The sequence below is a fragment of the Microbaculum mangrovi genome, assembly GCF_051390635.1.
In the GTDB taxonomy this organism is placed as follows: domain Bacteria; phylum Pseudomonadota; class Alphaproteobacteria; order Rhizobiales; family Tepidamorphaceae; genus Microbaculum.
On the sequence record NZ_JBPODT010000002.1, the window covers coordinates 1,127,407 to 1,143,592 of the forward strand.

At 65.8% G+C, this 16,186-nt stretch carries 13 protein-coding genes; 3 read left to right on the forward strand and 10 right to left on the reverse strand.

Features of this window, described 5'->3' with window-relative positions:
* Positions 1-307 precede the first annotated feature (307 nt).
* The gene (mazG, locus tag ACSF9G_RS11665) at positions 308-1,162 is read left to right on the forward strand and encodes a nucleoside triphosphate pyrophosphohydrolase (protein WP_436641679.1); all 855 of its coding nucleotides are present in this window, start codon (positions 308-310) and stop codon (positions 1,160-1,162) included.
* Here mazG and hflX read toward each other — a convergent pair.
* The 10 genes from hflX to dusB form a co-directional block, all read right to left on the reverse strand.
* The gene (hflX, locus tag ACSF9G_RS11670; protein ID WP_436641681.1) at positions 1,125-2,546 is read right to left on the reverse strand and encodes a GTPase HflX; all 1,422 of its coding nucleotides are present in this window, start codon (positions 2,544-2,546) and stop codon (positions 1,125-1,127) included. The two genes, mazG and hflX, sit on opposite strands and share 38 nt — an antisense overlap.
* Positions 2,547-2,804 (reverse strand): RNA chaperone Hfq, encoded by a 258-nt coding sequence (gene hfq / locus ACSF9G_RS11675; protein WP_436641683.1) that lies wholly within the window; start codon positions 2,802-2,804, stop codon positions 2,547-2,549. It lies immediately after the preceding gene.
* A gap of 154 nt (positions 2,805-2,958) precedes the next feature.
* Positions 2,959-3,819: a D-amino-acid transaminase gene (locus ACSF9G_RS11680; protein WP_436641685.1), complete on the reverse strand. Its 861-nt coding sequence runs from the start codon at positions 3,817-3,819 to the stop codon at positions 2,959-2,961.
* 72 nt (positions 3,820-3,891) lie between these two features.
* Positions 3,892-5,343, reverse strand: coding sequence for a TrkH family potassium uptake protein (locus ACSF9G_RS11685; protein WP_436641687.1), 1,452 nt, complete (start codon positions 5,341-5,343; stop codon positions 3,892-3,894).
* 16 nt (positions 5,344-5,359) lie between these two features.
* Positions 5,360-6,736 carry a Trk system potassium transporter TrkA gene (trkA, locus tag ACSF9G_RS11690; RefSeq protein WP_436641689.1) on the reverse strand — a complete coding sequence of 459 codons (1,377 nt, stop codon included), beginning with the start codon at positions 6,734-6,736 and terminating at the stop codon, positions 5,360-5,362.
* Positions 6,737-6,853: 117 nt separating this feature from the next.
* Positions 6,854-8,218: a nitrogen assimilation response regulator NtrX gene (ntrX, locus tag ACSF9G_RS11695; RefSeq protein ID WP_436641691.1), complete on the reverse strand. Its 1,365-nt coding sequence runs from the start codon at positions 8,216-8,218 to the stop codon at positions 6,854-6,856.
* A gap of 23 nt (positions 8,219-8,241) precedes the next feature.
* Positions 8,242-10,500, reverse strand: coding sequence for a sensor histidine kinase NtrY-like (locus ACSF9G_RS11700; RefSeq protein WP_436641693.1), 2,259 nt, complete (start codon positions 10,498-10,500; stop codon positions 8,242-8,244).
* Positions 10,501-10,655: 155 nt separating this feature from the next.
* Positions 10,656-12,095 carry a nitrogen regulation protein NR(I) gene (ntrC, locus tag ACSF9G_RS11705; protein ID WP_436641695.1) on the reverse strand — a complete coding sequence of 480 codons (1,440 nt, stop codon included), beginning with the start codon at positions 12,093-12,095 and terminating at the stop codon, positions 10,656-10,658.
* Positions 12,096-12,101: 6 nt separating this feature from the next.
* Positions 12,102-13,262 carry a two-component system sensor histidine kinase NtrB gene (locus ACSF9G_RS11710; protein ID WP_436641697.1) on the reverse strand — a complete coding sequence of 387 codons (1,161 nt, stop codon included), beginning with the start codon at positions 13,260-13,262 and terminating at the stop codon, positions 12,102-12,104.
* Positions 13,262-14,356 carry a tRNA dihydrouridine synthase DusB gene (gene dusB, locus ACSF9G_RS11715; RefSeq protein ID WP_436641699.1) on the reverse strand — a complete coding sequence of 365 codons (1,095 nt, stop codon included), beginning with the start codon at positions 14,354-14,356 and terminating at the stop codon, positions 13,262-13,264. The genes ACSF9G_RS11710 and dusB overlap by 1 nt, the downstream gene beginning before the upstream one ends.
* A gap of 131 nt (positions 14,357-14,487) precedes the next feature.
* Between dusB and ACSF9G_RS11720 the strand changes: the two genes are divergently transcribed.
* Both ACSF9G_RS11720 and ACSF9G_RS11725 read left to right on the forward strand, forming a co-directional pair.
* On the forward strand, positions 14,488-15,669 hold the full coding sequence (locus ACSF9G_RS11720; RefSeq protein ID WP_436641701.1) for a bifunctional 2-C-methyl-D-erythritol 4-phosphate cytidylyltransferase/2-C-methyl-D-erythritol 2,4-cyclodiphosphate synthase: 1,182 nt from the start codon (positions 14,488-14,490) through the stop codon (positions 15,667-15,669).
* Entirely contained in the window at positions 15,666-16,169 is a 504-nt protein-coding gene (locus tag ACSF9G_RS11725; RefSeq protein WP_436641703.1) for a CinA family protein, read from the forward strand. Before ACSF9G_RS11720 ends, ACSF9G_RS11725 begins: the two co-directional genes overlap by 4 nt.
* The last annotated feature ends 17 nt before the right edge of the window (positions 16,170-16,186 follow it).

A 16,186-nucleotide genomic window follows, 5' to 3' on the forward strand; every position in this document is an offset into this window, starting at 1 on the left:
TGTATCTTTCGCGCGCCTGGCCGTTCGCGGCCGTCCGCGATGAGCCACATTGCCGGACGGGCATCCGTCGGTGTCCGCACGAGCGCAATCCTGTAGCTCATTGATTTCAAACGGCTTCACGGCCGGAACCACAATTCCCCATCTCACGGTATTTGGTTCCATAATATATCTTATGCGACACATCTTAACCGGTGTGCGGCCGCGGGGATCCGTTCCGGCTTGCGGACAACGCCGTTCGCGTTTGCCCGCGCGTACCATTTCCCTCTGCTATGCTGCGTCCGTCTCCGAACCGATTCCGGGATTGCCAATGCGTCCGTCCAAAGACATCCGTACGCTCCTCGACATCATGACGGCGCTGCGCACGCCGGTGACCGGGTGTCCCTGGGATCTGGAACAGGATTTCGCGACTATCGCGCCCTACACGATTGAGGAAGCCTACGAGGTCGCCGACGCCATCGCCCGCGACGATCTGATGGATCTGAAGGACGAGCTCGGCGACCTCCTGCTCCAGGTCGTCTTTCACGCCCGCATGGCCGAGGAAATCGGCGCGTTTTCCTTCGGCGACGTCGTCGAGGCGATCACCGCGAAGATGATCCGCCGCCATCCACATGTCTTTGCGACGGCCGACGCCGCCACGCCGGAGGCGGTGAAGCGCAATTGGGAAGACATCAAGGCGCAGGAGAAGGCCGACAGGCACGCCGAACGCGAAACGCCCGGACCGGCCTCGCTGCTCGACGACGTGCCACTCGCCCTGCCCGCCCTGCAGCGCGCCGTGAAGCTGCAGAAACGCGCAGCCCGTGTCGGCTTCGACTGGGACGACTCGGCCCAGGTGATCGCCAAGATCCACGAGGAAATCGACGAGGTGTCCGAAGCCGCCGAATCCGGCGACCAGGCCGAATTGGCGGACGAGATCGGCGACGTCCTGTTCGCCGTTGCCAACTTCGCCCGTCATTTCGGCGTCGATCCGGAGGACGCCCTGCGCGGGACCAACGACAAGTTCCGCCGCCGCTTCGCCCACATCGAACATCAGGCGCGCGCCGAAGGCACGCCTCTGGAAGCCGTGACGCTGGAGCGGATGGAAGGCTGGTGGCAGGACGCCAAGAAAACCGAAGGCGCGCCCGCCGTCAGTCCGGGCGAAGCGCTTTCGCGAACCGCCGATTGAATTCCGGCAGCCGCTTCATCGGCACGTCGACGTCCAGAAGGACGGCGCCCGTGTCGTCGTCATGCCGCCGCCCGGTAACGGTGCAGCGTTCGTAGATCCAGTTCATGCCGGCGCCGTCCGCCGGATCGAGCGCGACGGACCGGTGTGCGATCTCGCCTTTCAGGCGGGTCTCGATCGCCGCGAGCAACGCGTCGACCCCCTCGCCCGTCATGGCCGATATCGGGATCGGCCGTTCGATTTCGGGAAGACGCTCTGCGGCCGCTTTCAGGCTGTCTCGCTCTTCCTCTCCGAGCAGGTCGATCTTGTTCCAGACCTCGATCATGTGGCCCCGGTCCTCGGTGTCGACGCCGAGCGACGACAGAACGTCGACGACGTCGGCCGCCTGCGCCTTCGTGTCCGGGTGCGAGATGTCCCGCACATGCATCACGAGATCGGCTTCGATGACCTCTTCGAGGGTCGCGCGGAACGCCGCGACGAGATCGGTCGGGATGTCCGATATGAACCCGACCGTGTCGGACAGGATGGCCATATGGCCGTCGGGAAGCTTCAGGCCGCGCAGAGTTGGATCGAGCGTCGCGAAAAGCAGGTCCTCGGCGAGCACCTCCGCCTTGGTCAACCTGTTGAAAAGCGTTGACTTTCCGGCATTCGTATAGCCGACAATGGCGACGATCGGATACGGAACCCGGCGGCGCGTCTCCCGATGCAGAGCTCGGGTCCGGCGAACCGACTTGAGCTCCTTCTCGATGCGGGTGATCCGCTCCTGGATAAGCCGCCGGTCGGTCTCGATCTGGGTTTCGCCCGGCCCGCCCATGAAACCGAAGCCGCCACGCTGGCGCTCCAGATGGGTCCAGGACCGCACCAGGCGGCTCTTCTGCCACGTCAGATGCGCCAGCTCGACCTGCAACCGCCCTTCCCGCGTGCGCGCACGCGCGCCGAAGATCTCGAGGATCAGGCCCGTCCGGTCGATAACCTTGGTATCCCAGGCCTTCTCGAGATTGCGCTGCTGCGCCGGGGTTAGCGCCGCGTCGACAACGACGAGCTCCGCATGCTCGCCACGCACGATGGCGGCGAGTTCCTCGACCTTGCCACTGCCGATAAGCGTCGCCGGCCGCGGTGCGGAGACGCGGACGATGCCCTGCCCGACCACGTTGAGGTCGATGGCGCCGGCCAGACCGACGGCTTCGTCGAGCCGCGCCTCGGCCGACCGCGCCACGGCGGCCTTGGAGCCGCCGCGCGCGTCGTCCCGTCCCTTCCGTTCGCCTGCCTCGAGAACCGGCACAAGGACATACGCCCGTGTCGGTTCCCGCGCGGTGCTGTGTCCAGAAGCCCGCTCCGAGTCCCGGCCGGTCTCTCGACCATGCCGTGGAGGATCGACCGGCCTCAATCAGTCACCAGCGGCTGCGCCTTCCTCGGCCTGCTCGAACAGTTGAATCGGCCCGTTCGGCATGACCGTGGAGATTGCGTGCTTGTAGACAAGCTGAGAGTGTCCATCGCGCCGCAACAATACGCAGAAATTATCGAACCAGGTGACTACCCCCTGAAGTTTAACCCCGTTTACGAGGAAAATCGTGAGAGGCGTCTTGTTCTTGCGTACGTAATTGAGGAACGTGTCCTGTAGATTTTGATTTCGTTCCGCCGCCATTCCTTTACCTCTTGCCCCGCCATATCCTTTCAGGGCGGGTCCCTTCTCTTCCGACCAAGACTGATCGGCAAACCGTTGACCGGTCCCGGCTACAATTAGATGGCAACTCGTGCCGCCGGGGCAAGGTTCTATTCTGCACCGCTCTATTCCTTTTTTACGGCGCAATCTCCGCCTGCGTGTAGAAAAGCTCACGCAACTTTCCGGCGATAGACCCCGGTTTACCGTTCCCGATGACCGCATCGTCGATCTTGACGACCGGCATCACCAATTTCGTCGCCGACGTTACGAACGCCTCACGCGCCTTCCTCGCCTCTTCGGCGGTGAAAGGCCGTTCGACGATTTCGACGCCCTCGCGATTGGCGAGGTCGACGACAACGGTTCGGGTGATGCCGCGCAAGATCCCGAATTCCGCTGGGCGCGTGATCAGTCGGCCATCCTGATCGACGATCCACGCATTCGTCGCCGACCCCTCGGTCACATAGCCGTCCTGATCGACGAACCATGCCTCCGACGCGCCGGCGTCTTCCGCCGCTTGCCTGGCAAGCACATTGGGAAGCAGCGAAACCGACTTAATATCGACCCGGTCCCAGCGATTTTCGGGAACCGTAATGACACTGATACCGCTTTCTGCCGATTTTGCACTCTTTTTCGGATCGATCGTGCGCGCCGTCACAACGACGGCCGGCGCCACATCGTCCTTGGGGAACGGATGGTCGCGCTTGGCGACGCCTCGGGTAACCTGCAGATACACGAGCCCGTTGCGAACCCTGTTGCGCCGCACCGTCTCGCGCAGCACATGGCCGAACGCCTTCACCGACATAGGCTCGCGAATGCGCAGTTCCTTAAGCGAGCGGCTGAGTCGCGCCATATGCCGCGTTTCGTCGACGAGGTGCCCGTCATGCACTTCGCAGACCTCATATACGCCGTCGCTGAACTGATAGCCGCGGTCCTCGACATGTACCTGAGCATACGCATGCGGGACATACCGGCCGTTGACGTAGGCGATGCGGGACATGTTCGAGACTGCTCCGAGTCGTTTTCTTGTGATTCGCATCAGAATGAAGGCGGATTGGAGCCGAAACAAGGATTATCCGCGACGCACCATGTAAACCAGAAGACCTAAAGCGGCAACGACCTCCAGACGCCCGAGAATCATGCCAAGGCACAACGCCAGCAGCGCTCCTGTATCCATTTCCGCATAGGAAGGCCAATCATTGGAGATCGCCCAGTCGCTCGCATAGATCGGCCCGGCATTGGACACCGCGGACAGGGCGGCAATGACCGCGCCTTCGTATGGGATTCCCTCGCTCGCCAGCAGCAGCGACAGCGCGACCGTGGCGAATACGAAAGCGAGGAAGGCCGTCCAGATCGCCTTCATCACCTGAATGTCGTAGGGCTGACCGCCGAGTCGTGAGGGACGGATGCCATGCGGATAGACGAGCCGATTGAGCTCGCGCCCACCCTGCACGACCATCGCGCCGATACGGAAAAGCTTGATGCCGCCCGCGGTCGAGAAGCTGGCCGCGCCAATCGCCAGCAGGATCACGACCAGCGGGATCGAAAAGATCTCGAAGCTAGCATGTCGGATCTCGAAGCCGGACGTGGTGATCAGCGACGTCGCGGTGAACATTCCGTCCCGGATGGCAATGCCGACGCCCTGCCCCGCGGCCTGAAAGAACGCGAAGCCCGCGATCAGGCCGAGCCCCAGGCACAGTCCGATCGTCCACAGGCTCTCCCGATCCGACATCCGGCGCGAACGGCGCAGTTGGAACAGATTGCGCTGCCACAGCACGTTCGTCGCTCCGTACAGCATCGCCACGACGAGGACGACAATGCCAAAAGTCGGCACGTATTCGCCGATCGTCACCGATCGCGGCGAGAATCCGCCGGTCGACACCGCGCTGAACGCAAGGCAAAGCGCTTCGAACGCCTCGAGCTCCGTTGCCGCCAGCAGCAGGAACGTGACGGCCGTGGCGCCGAGATAAATCGGAAAGACGTCACGAACGAGCAGGACAAGGCGGCGCCGCTCCGGCAGTCCGCCGTGCTCGATCATCCGAGAATGGGTCTCGGGCAGACCGCCGACGCCGGAGGGAGCGAGCGCCAGCACCACGACCAGCAGGGTCAGGCCGCCGCCGATCCACTGTGTCATCGCCAGCCAGAGCACGACGCTGCGCGGCAGCTCCTCGGGCGGCGGCAGCACGGTGGCGCCCGTCGTCGTCAGTCCCGAGACCGCTTCGAAATAGGCATCGACCGCTCCCAGCCCGTCGACGGTCATCGCGAGGGTCAGCGCCCCGACCAGAGGCAACAGCAGCCAGAGCATCAGGGCCAGCAGATAGCGCTGGGACGGCCGCAGCCGCCGCTCGCGCCCGCGCAGGCTCAGCATCATCGCCCCCGCGACGAAGATCCAGAGGCCGGCGCTGATCAGGAAATCGAGGCCCAGTGTCCCCTCGCCCAGACCGATCGCCACCACGGCCGGCAGAACCAGCGCAATCGCGTAGGCGGCGAGGAAGTAGGCGAAGACGTAGACGACGGGGATCATGGGAACCGCGATCGGCTTAGAAGAATTCCAGGCTGACGCGGAACATCTGCTCGACCTTGCGAACCTGGTCGGCCATCGCCGCCATGACGATGCGATCGTGTGGTTGAATGTAGGTGTCGCCGCGCGGAATGATCACCTCCTCGCCACGATAGATGGCGCCGATCCGCACGCCATCGAACAGATCGAGTTCGCGCAGCGGCTTGCCCACGAGCGGAGAGGTTTCCAGCGCCTCCGCCTCGATGATCTCGGCAGCGCCGTTCTGGACCGAATGGACGCCGCGGATACGGCCGCGCCGCACGTGCTGAAGCACCTTGGAAACGGTGATCTGGCGCGGATTGACGTAGGCAGAGATGCCCAGCGACCGCGTCAGGTCGGGATAGCCCCGGTTGTTGATCAGACAGAGGCTGCGACCCGCGCCGAGTTTCTGGCCCATCACGCACGCCAGGATGTTGACTTCGTCGCTGTTGGTCAGCGCCACGATGGTGTCGGCGTCGGCGACATCGGCTTCGCGCAGCAGTTCCTCGTCGAGGGCGCTGCCGTGCAGCACGACGGTGCGGCGCAGCTCGTCGGCCACCTCGATCGCGCGTTTGCGGGACGTCTCGATGACTTTCACCCGCGCACTGCGTTGCCGCGCCTCGATCTCGCGCGCCACGTAGAAGCCGATATTGCCGGCACCGACGATCACCACCCGGGAGGCGGCCGCTTCCTCGTGGCCGAAAATGCCGAGCGTGCGACGCACCTGGTCGCGGTCGGCGGCGAAGTAGGCGACGTCGCCGACCAGCATCGAATCGGAGGAATCCGGCACGAAGAAGCGTTCGCCGCGCTGAATGCCGATGACCAGCGCCTTCAGGTCGGGGAATAGCTCGGTGAGCTGGCGCAGCGGCGTGTCGACGATCGGGCAGTTCTCGTCGCAGTAGACCCCCGCGACCACGACCTGCCCGTCGGCGAAGGTGACCGTGTCTGTCGCCCCCGGCAGCGCCAGCCGCCGCAGCACCATCTCGCCGACCTCCACCTCCGGCGAGATGATCACGTCGATCGGCAGGTGCTCGCGCGAGAACAGGTCGCGCCAGTGCGGCGCGAGATAGCTCTGGGCACGGATGCGGGAGACCTTTGTCGGGACATTGAACAAGGAATGCGCCACCTGGCAGGCGATCATGTTGACTTCGTCGTGCAGCGTCACGGCGATCAGCATGTCGGCCTGCTCGGCGCCGGCCAGGGCAAGCGTGTCCGGATGGGCGCCATGGCCGACGAAACCGCGCACATCGAGCGTCTCGGTGATCGACTGGATCAGTTCCGGAGCCCGGTCGATGATGCTGACGTCGTTGCCTTCGGCGGCGAGTTTCTCGGCAATGCCGAATCCCACCTGGCCAGCTCCACAGATCACGACCTTCATGGTTCATCCCCGAATTGCGACGACGCGGCGCCCGCGGCCCCCCGGCCGCGGACGTCAGCCCAGCTTCATAGCTTGTTTTGCTTGATCAGCCTACGTCCGGCGTAGCGTCTTGTCCGCTCAGCCAACACCGAGCGTCTTGAGCTTGCGGTGCAGCGCCGAGCGTTCCATGCCGACGAACTCCGCGGTGCGCGAGATATTGCCGCCGAAACGATTGATCTGGGCGATCAGGTATTCCCGCTCGAAGATCTCGCGCGCGTCGCGCAGAGGCAGGGCCAGCATCTCCTCGGCCCGCGAATTGCCGGGCGCCGGCGGCAGCGACGCGCCGACCTCCGCCGGCAGCAGGTCCGCGGTGATGACCGCATCGGCATCGCCGCCGGCGAGGATCATCAACCGTTCGACGTTGTTGCGAAGCTGGCGCACGTTGCCCGGCCAGTCGTGCGCCTGCAGCACCGCCATCGCGTCGGCGCCGATGCGGCGGATCGGCAGGCCGCTCGAGTTGGAGATCTGCTGCATGAAGTGGTCGACGAGTTCGGGAATGTCCTCGCGCCGCTCGGCCAGCGCGGGAACCCGCACGGGAACCACGCCCAGGCGATGGAACAGGTCCTCCCGGAACCGGCCTTCCTGCACCTCCAGCTCGAGGTCGCGGCTGGTCGAGGAGACGATCCGCACGTCGACGAACACCCGGGCCGAACCGCCGACCCGCTGGAAGTTCTGATCGACCAGAACCCGTAGAATGCGGTTCTGGGTCTCGCGCGGCATGTCGGCGACTTCGTCGATGAACAACGTGCCGCCGTGCGCTTCTTCGAGAGCGCCGATCACGCGCCGGCCGTCCGCGGTCTCCGTGCCGAACAGCGCGACCTCCATGTTCTCCGGCGTGATCGTAGCTGCGTTGATGACGACGAACGGCCCGGACGCGCGGGCCGACAGGCTGTGCAGCGTCCGCGCGGCGAGCTCCTTGCCCGCCCCCGAAGAACCGGAAATCAGTACGCGGCTGTTCGTCGGGGCAATCCGCTCGATCGCATTGCGCAACTGATTGGCCGCGCTCGACTTGCCGACGATGCGGTTGGTTTCGCCGGAGCGCTGCTTGAGGTCCTTGACCTCCCGGCGCAGCTGCGAGGTCTCCAGCGCGCGCGTGGCCACGAGCACCAGGCGGTCGGCCTTGAACGGCTTCTCGATGTAGTCGTAGGCGCCCTTCTTGATCGCCGAAACCGCCGTCTCGATGTTGCCGTGGCCGCTGATCATCACCACCGGAAGGTCCGGATGGTCCTCCTTGATGACCTCGAGCAGCTCGAGCCCGTCGAGCCGACTGCCCTGCAGCCAGATGTCGAGAAAGACCATGGAGGGCCGGCGCGACTCGATCTCGGACAACGCCTCCTCGCTGTTGCGGGCCGACCGGGCGTTGTAGCCCTCGTCCTCCAGGATTCCCGCCACGAGATCGCGAATATCGGCCTCGTCATCGACGATCAGGATATCTTTCGCCATTCACCGTTGCTCCACTGAAGCGTTCACGACACGGCCGCGTCGACCGCGCGTTCGAGTTCGTCCATTTCCAGATCCGAATTGCCGCCGACAGGCAGGGCAAGGCGAACCCACGCGCCGTGTCCGCCCTTCGCCACCGACGGCGCATCCGCCAGCTCGACCCGTCCGCCGTGTTCCTCCATGATGCGTCCGACGATGGCCAGCCCGAGGCCCGTGCCCTTCTCGCGCGTCGTCATGTACGGCTCGAGCAGCCTGGCCCTGTTCTCGCTCGGCAGGCCGATCCCGTTGTCGATCGCGTCGATCGTCACCCAGCCGTTCGCCTCGCCGACTTTCACCGCGACGTGGCCGCGTTCCCCGTCGGCCTCGAGATCGGTCGCCGATATGGCCTCGATCGCGTTCTTGATGATGTTGGTCACCGCCTGCGAGATGAGCCGGCGATCGACGGGCACGGTGATCGGCGCGTCCGGCAGGTCGAGCTCGATGTCGACCTCCGGGTTGCCGACCCGCATCAGGAACGCGGCCTGCTTGACCGTCTCCACGATATCGGCGGGCTCGATCACCGCCTTGGGCATGCGCGCGAACGACGAGAACTCGTCGACCATGCGGCCGATATCGCCGACCTGCCGGATGATCGTGTCGGTGCACTGGTCGAAGATCTCGCGGTCTTCGGTGATCGCTCTGCCGTATTTGCGTTTTAGCCGCTCCGCCGAAAGCTGGATAGGCGTCAGCGGGTTCTTGATCTCGTGGGCGATGCGACGCGCGACGTCGGCCCAGGCGGAGGTCCGCTGCGCCGTCACCAGTTCGGTGATGTCGTCGAGGGTGACGACATAGCCGCGATGGCCTGTCGCCGAGATCTCGGTCGCCACCCGAACGGCGATGGTCCGGTCGCGCCCGCCGCGGCGCACCGATATCTGCTCCTGGATCAGCCGTGACGGCTGCACCCGGGCCTGCTCGATGCAGGGAATGAGTTCCGGCAGTTCGTCGGTCAACGGTTTGCCGAGCAGCTCTTCCTGGCTCGTCTCCAGCAGCACGGCAGCCGACCGGTTAGCCAGCGAGACGGCGCCGGAATCATCGACCCCGAGCACGCCTGCCGGGACGCCGGCGAGCACCGTCTCGATGAAGCGCCGCCGTTCGTCGAGTTCCTCGTTAGCTTCGAGCAGATCGTCGCGCTGGGAGCGCAACTGCGTCGTCATCTTGTTGAAGGTCGTGCTCAGGCTCGCCAGATCGCCTTCCTTATTGCGGATAGGCACCTGTACGTAGAGGTTACCCTGGGCGACCTGATCGGCGGCGCCGATCAGCCGTCGGATCGGAGAGACGAGCCGGTTGGCGAACCCCATGCCGACCCACACCGCCGCCAGCAGCAGAATGAAGGCGAAGCCCACATACATGAGCCCAAAGGCGATTTGCACGCCGAAGCGCCGCCGCTCGAGGCTGGAGAACTCGGCGATATTCGCCTGGGCCAGACGCAGGTAGTTGATCACCAGGGGATCGACCGAGCGGGCGACGTAGAGATAGGCCCCGTCGAAGTCATCGAGTTTCTTGATCGCACCGACCTGGTTCGAGACGCCGGGGGCGATGACGATCACCTCGCCGCCCTTGGCCTGCTCCACCGCGTTCGCCGGCGGCATGAGAAACTCGCGCTTCAGGTCGATATCCGCGCGTCTCAGGACAGTCAGGTTCTCGTCCAGCAGGAAAGCCGCCGGCAGCGACCGGATCGCGGCCTGCGCGGTGAAGAACTTCTGGAACTGCACCGGATCGTCCCGATACATCGCCTCGGCGCGTTCCAGGTCGGTCGCCATGGCGAGGATGTCGGCCCGGATGACCTGCCCGTGTTCGCGCAGATAGGCATCGGCGACCGACAGAGAGGTCTGCATGATCGTCTTGGTGCGCTCGGAGAACCACGTATCGAGACCGCGGCTGAGCGTGACGCTGGCGATGATCGCGACGATCACCGCCGGAACCACCGCGATGACCGCGAATAGCCCGAGAATGCGCAGATGAAGTCCCGCCCCCGCGATGCCGCGCCGGCGCGCCAGCCACAACCGGCTGATCTCGACCGCGACGATAGCGCCCAGGCCGGCAACCAGTATCAGGTTCACGACGAGCGCAGCGGCGACGACGTCCTCGTCCGGCTCGACGGCGGTCAGACCGGTCAGGACCGCGAACGTACCGGTCCCAGCAACGAGCGACAGGACGACCAGAAGCGCGCCCACGATCCGCAGGGATTTGCTGCGTCGCGTCGAAAACGCCGGCACTGTGGGCTGTCGCGGTTCGACAATCGTCACTGACAGAAATCCATTCGCGTTCCGGCTCGAAACGCTGCAGCGGAATAGCGACAGCGGCGCGTGCCGAGCCGGCGCCGAATACTGGTCGCCGGACCGATGCAGATCAACCACAAATGTTGCAGAAATGAGACAAGGAAAAGGCAGCGGCCGGAAAATTACCGGCTGCTGCGGATAACCTGGATATCGAGGTCGCGGATTTTCTTGCGCAGAGTGTTGCGATTCAGCCCCAGAAGCTCGGCGGCGCGAATCTGATTGCCGCGCGTCGCCGCCAACGCGGCGCCGATGAGCGGCTCCTCGATCTCCCGCAGAACCCGGTGATAGAGCCCCGGGGGCGGCAGGTTGTCGCCGAACTCCCGGAAGTAGCCCGACATATGGCGTTCGACGGAGCCACCGAGCGTTTCTTCCTCATGGTCGCCATCGTTGGCGGGGTTGGACAACGGCTCCCCGAGCTCGGCCTCGATCGTCTGCTCGGTTATGATTTCCTGCGGATAAAGCGCGGCGAGCCGCCGGACCAGGTTTTCCAGTTCGCGCACGTTGCCCGGCCAGCGATACCGCCGAAGACGGTCGAGGGCCGCCTGCTCGATCTGCTTGTGCGGCAGGCCTTCCTTTTCGGCCTGGGCGAAGAAATGGCGCACCAGATCGGGAATGTCCTCGGTGCGTTCGCGCAAGGGCGGCAGCCGGATCGGCACGACGTTCAGGCGATAGTAGAGGTCCTCCCTGAACAACCCCTGGTTGATAAGCTGCCGGAGATCCTTGTTGGTGGCCGCGATGATCCGGACGTTGGTCTTGATCGGCACGCGCCCGCCGACCGTCGTGTACTCGCCCTGCTGCAGGACGCGCAGGAGACGGGTCTGCGCCTCCATCGGCATGTCGCCGATCTCGTCGAGGAACAGCGTCCCGCCCTCCGCCTGTTCGAAGCGGCCGGTGTTGCGGGTCTGCGCGCCGGTGAAGGCGCCCTTCTCGTGGCCGAACAGCTCGGCTTCGATCAGGTCGCGCGGAATGGCCGCCATATTGATGGCCACGAACGGCCCGTTCGCGCGCTTGCCGTAGTCGTGCAGCGCCTTGGCGACCAGTTCCTTGCCGGTGCCGGACTCGCCCGCGATCATCACCGTCAGATCGGTCTGCATCAGCCGCGCGAGCAGCCGGTAGATATCCTGCATCGCCGGCGAGCGGCCGACGAGCGGGATATTGTCCCCCTCCACGTCAGCGACGTCCGCCGTCCGCGGCTTCGGTTCGGCCAGGGCGCGGCCGACGATCGTCACCAGTTCGTTCAGGTCGAACGGCTTCGGCAGGTATTCGTAGGCACCGCGCTCCGATGCCTTGACCGCGGTCAGGAATGTGTTCTGGGCGCTCATCACGATGATCGGTATTTCGGGCCGGATCTTCTTGATGCGCGGCAGAAGATCGAACGCGTTCTCGTCGGGCATCACCACGTCGGTGATCACGAGGTCGCCCTCCCCTTGCGAGACCCAGCGCCACAGGGTGGCGGCGTTGCCGGTCACGCGCACGTCGTATCCGACGCGCGACAGCGCCTGGTTGAGCACGGTTCGGATCGCGGCGTCGTCGTCGGCGACCAGGATGTTACCGTTAGGCATCGTCTCTCAGTCCTCGTCGGATTTCGCGTCGGACGCGCGCGGGTCGGGGGCGCGGTGGGTCAGATACATCGGCATGAGAACGCGGAACACGGTTCGTCGCGGCTGCGACTGGCACTCGATCACGCCGCCATGATCGCCCACGATCTTGGCGACGAGCGCGAGACCGAGGCCGGAACCGGAGATCTTGGTGGTCACGAACGGATCGAACAGATGCGGCAGGAAGTCCTCCGCCACGCCGGGACCGTTGTCGCGCACGCAGAACTCCAGCGGCAGGCTGACCTTCTCGGTATTTCCCGGAACCGACAGCCGCACGCCCGGCCGGAACGCCGTCGACAGCACGATCTCGCCGTCCGTCGCGTTGGGGCCGATCGACTCCGCGGCGTTCTTCACCAGGTTCAGGAACACCTGCACGAGTTGATCGCGATTGCCCAGAACCGGCGGTAGCGAGGGGTCGTATTCCTCGACGAAGCGGATGTGCTTGGCGAAACCGGCCGACGCGATGTGCTTCACCCGATCGAGCACCACGTGGATATTGACTGGATCGCGGTCGACCGGACGCTGGTCGGAAAACACTTCCATCCGGTCGACCAGCTTGACGATCCGGTCGGTCTCCTCGCGGATCAGCCGGGCAAGGGCCCTGTCGCCCTCCTCCACCGTCGACTCGAGAAGCTGCGCGGCGCCGCGAATGCCCGACAGCGGGTTCTTGATCTCGTGCGCCAGCATGCTGGCGAGCCCGGTGACGCTGCGCGCCGCCGCCCGATGCGTGAACTGGCGGTCGAACTGCTCGGCGATGGTGCGCTCGTGGATCATCACCACGGTCGTGTCGTTTTCCTCGGCGATCGGCGCGACGTAGATGTCGACCAACCGCTCGCCGCCGGTGCGCGGCGTTCCGATCGCCACGCGGTATTCGCTGACGGAGGCGGCGCGCTCGCGCACCTGCGCCAACAGATCGATCAACGGGCTGTCATGCGGCACCAGATCGGTGATGGCGTAGCGCTGCAACACCGAAAGGCTCGCCTGGAAGAAGGCTTCCGCCGCCGCGTTCGCCGAGACGATCGCGTTGTCTTGCGCGACCGCGATCACCGGATGCGGCAAGGCGTTGAAGACAGCCTCCGACGCCGGTGCGTGGACGTCGCCGGAGACCTTATCGAGGACCGCGCTCGTCATCAGGCTGCACACTCCAGTTGTCCCGCGGCGAAGGCAGCCGGGATCGAAGCCGCCACCTTGCGCGGATCGTCTTCGGTCAGAAGGGCCGCGCGCCAGTCGCCGATCTCGTCGGCCGGCTTCACGGCTTCCAGGTACCAGCCCAGATGCTTGCGGGCGATGCGCATGCCGAGCGTATCGCCGTAATGTCCGAGCATCGCTTCGTAATGCTCCAGAACGATGGCGGCGATGTCCGCGGGTGCCGGCTCCAGCTCGGGGGCGCCGGACTCCAGCGCCCGCGCGATCGCACCGACCTGCCAGGGCCGCCCGCACGCGCCGCGACCGACCATGACCGCGTCGGCCCCCGACAGCGCCAGCGCCTCGCGGGCGTCCTCCAGACCGAGAATATCGCCGTTCACGACGACCGGTACGTCGACCGCCTCGACCACGGCACGAACCGCGGGCCAGTCGACCGGTCCCTTGTAGAAATCGCAGCGTGTGCGCGCATGGACCGTGATCATCCGCACGCCCAGCGCTTCGGCGCGGGTCGCCAGTTCGGCTGCGTTGAGCGAGTCGCGATCCCAGCCGAGCCGCATCTTCAGGGTGACCGGAACGGTGACCGCATCGACGGTCGCCTCGATCAACCGACAGGCGGTATCGAGGTCGCGCATCAGCGCCGACCCGGACCATCGGTTGGCCACGCGCCGGGACGGGCAACCCATGTTGATGTCTACGATGTCGGCGCCGGCATCTACGGCGAGCCGCGCCCCTTCGGTCATCCATTTGGCCTCGCAGCCGGCCAGCTGTACAACGTTCGGCGCCACGCCCTCGCCTTCGATGCGCAGCACGGCGTCGGGCTTCTGCTGCACGAGTTCTTCGCTGGCCACCATCTCCGAGATGACGAGGCTCGCGCCGAACCGGTGGGCCAATCGGCGAAACGGCGCATCGGTAATGCCGGACATCGGCGCCAGAAGCGCACGGCCAGCGAGCAGCGTCCCGTCGACCGTCAGGCCGTGCCCCTTCGGATCGGTGCCGGACTCATCGGCCTCGGGACCGATCCCACCGGGCGCGTCGGCCGTGGCCGCATTGGGCATGCCCATTTCATGTGCGTTTTTCATATTGCCCGCATTTTAGACAGATAATTTCGCGGCGCAACAAAAACGATGGCCCCGCGTAAACCATGATAAACGTTGCGCGAACGCGGTTTTTTCTAAAGACGCGGACCGACATACCGCGCTATCAGGGCCAAATGACCACGATTGCCGTAATTGTCGCCGGCGGCACCGGCACCAGAGCATCCGTAGGCGATGGCGCGGAGCCGAAGCAGTTTCGCCTTATCGGTGGGCGCTCGGTCGTCGCGCGCTCCATTGCCCCGTTTCTCGATCATCCGCGTATCGACGCCGTGCAGGTCGTCATCCGCGAGGGATGGCAGGACCGGCTGGCGACGGAGATCGGCGACCGCGACGGGCTGCTCCCGGCGGTTCCCGGCGGCGCGACGCGCCAGGCGTCGGTACGCGCCGGGCTCGAGGCCATCACCGGGCACGCGCCCGACCGGGTGCTGATCCACGACGCCGCCCGCCCCTTCGTCTCGTCCGCGGTCATCGACCGGGTGCTCGACGGCCTGGAGGGAACCCCGGGCGCGATCCCCGCGCTGCCCGTCGCCGACACGCTGAAGCGCGCGGGCCGCGACGAAACGGTCTCCGCGACGGTCGACCGCGACGGCCTGTTCGCCGCGCAGACACCCCAGGGCTTCCGCTTCGCGGAAATCCTTAAGGCCCATCGCCGCGCGGCGACAATCGACCGCGATTTCACCGACGATGCCGCGATCGCCGAATGGGCGGGCATCCCCGTCACCCTCGTCGCCGGCGATCCGGCCAACCGCAAACTGACGACACCCGAGGACTTCGCCATGGCCGAGGCTCTGCTTGGTATCGCCCGGGAAACCCGCGTGGGCACGGGCTACGACGTGCACCGTTTCGCCGAGGGTGATTTCGTAACCCTGTGCGGCATCGAGGTTGCGCACGACCGCGGCCTGCTCGGCCACTCCGATGCCGATGTCGGCCTGCACGCCCTGACTGACGCGATCCTCGGCGCCATCGCCGACGGCGACATCGGCAGCCACTTCCCGCCGAGCGATCCGCAATGGAAGGCCGCCGCCTCCGACATCTTCCTGCGCCACGCCGCCGGCCTCGTCGCCAAACGCGGCGGCACGATCGTCCATGCCGACGTGACGCTGATCTGCGAAACGCCCAAGATCGGCCCGCATCGCGACGCCATGCGGGCGCGCATCGCCGATATCCTCGCCATCGCGCCCGAGCGCGTCTCGGTCAAGGCGACGACGAGCGAGGGCCTCGGCTTCACCGGCCGGCGCGAGGGCATCGCCGCACAGGCCGTCGCCACGGTCTCCCTGCCTGGGGAGGGCACGAGATGATAACCGCGACGGCTCTCGACGAACGCGCCGCCGACCTGATCGACACCATGCGGCGGAAAGGCCTGACGGCCGCCACCGCCGAATCCTGCACGGGTGGCCTGGTCGCCGGCTTCCTGACCGAGATCCCCGGATCGTCCGCCGTCTTCGACCGCGGTTTCGTGACCTATTCGAACGCGGCGAAGACCGAGGTTCTGGGCGTTCCCGCCGACCTGATCGCCGTGCATGGCGCGGTCAGCGAGCCGGTCGCGCGGGCCATGGCCGAAGGGGCGGTCGGCGCCGCAGGGGCCGATATCGCCGTGGCGGTCACCGGCATCGCCGGCCCCGGCGGCGGCTCGGCGGAGAAGCCGGTCGGCCTGGTCCATTTCGCCGCCGCCCGCAGGAACGGCCCCACCATCCACCGCGAATGCCGGTTCGGCGATCTCGGTCGCCGGCAGGTCAGGCTGGAAAGCGTCGGCGTCGCCCTGGACCTGTTGACGGAAGCAGCGGCCCCGGCAGCGTAGTCGGCCAACGTAGTCAG

Excerpts from the sequence above, each read along its gene's own strand:
- mazG (WP_436641679.1), top strand. The coding sequence starts at position 308 with ATGCGTCCGTCCAAAGACATCCGTACGCTCCTCGACATCATGACGGCG.
- hfq (WP_436641683.1), bottom strand. The coding sequence starts at position 2,804 with ATGGCGGCGGAACGAAATCAAAATCTACAGGACACGTTCCTCAATTAC.
- ACSF9G_RS11680 (WP_436641685.1), bottom strand. The coding sequence starts at position 3,819 with ATGTCCCGCATCGCCTACGTCAACGGCCGGTATGTCCCGCATGCGTAT.
- ACSF9G_RS11685 (WP_436641687.1), bottom strand. The coding sequence starts at position 5,343 with ATGATCCCCGTCGTCTACGTCTTCGCCTACTTCCTCGCCGCCTACGCG.
- trkA (WP_436641689.1), bottom strand. The coding sequence starts at position 6,736 with ATGAAGGTCGTGATCTGTGGAGCTGGCCAGGTGGGATTCGGCATTGCC.
- ntrX (WP_436641691.1), bottom strand. The coding sequence starts at position 8,218 with ATGGCGAAAGATATCCTGATCGTCGATGACGAGGCCGATATTCGCGAT.
- ntrC (WP_436641695.1), bottom strand. The coding sequence starts at position 12,095 with ATGCCTAACGGTAACATCCTGGTCGCCGACGACGACGCCGCGATCCGA.
- ACSF9G_RS11710 (WP_436641697.1), bottom strand. The coding sequence starts at position 13,262 with ATGACGAGCGCGGTCCTCGATAAGGTCTCCGGCGACGTCCACGCACCG.
- dusB (WP_436641699.1), bottom strand. The coding sequence starts at position 14,356 with ATGAAAAACGCACATGAAATGGGCATGCCCAATGCGGCCACGGCCGAC.
- ACSF9G_RS11720 (WP_436641701.1), top strand. The coding sequence starts at position 14,488 with ATGACCACGATTGCCGTAATTGTCGCCGGCGGCACCGGCACCAGAGCA.
- ACSF9G_RS11725 (WP_436641703.1), top strand. The coding sequence starts at position 15,666 with ATGATAACCGCGACGGCTCTCGACGAACGCGCCGCCGACCTGATCGAC.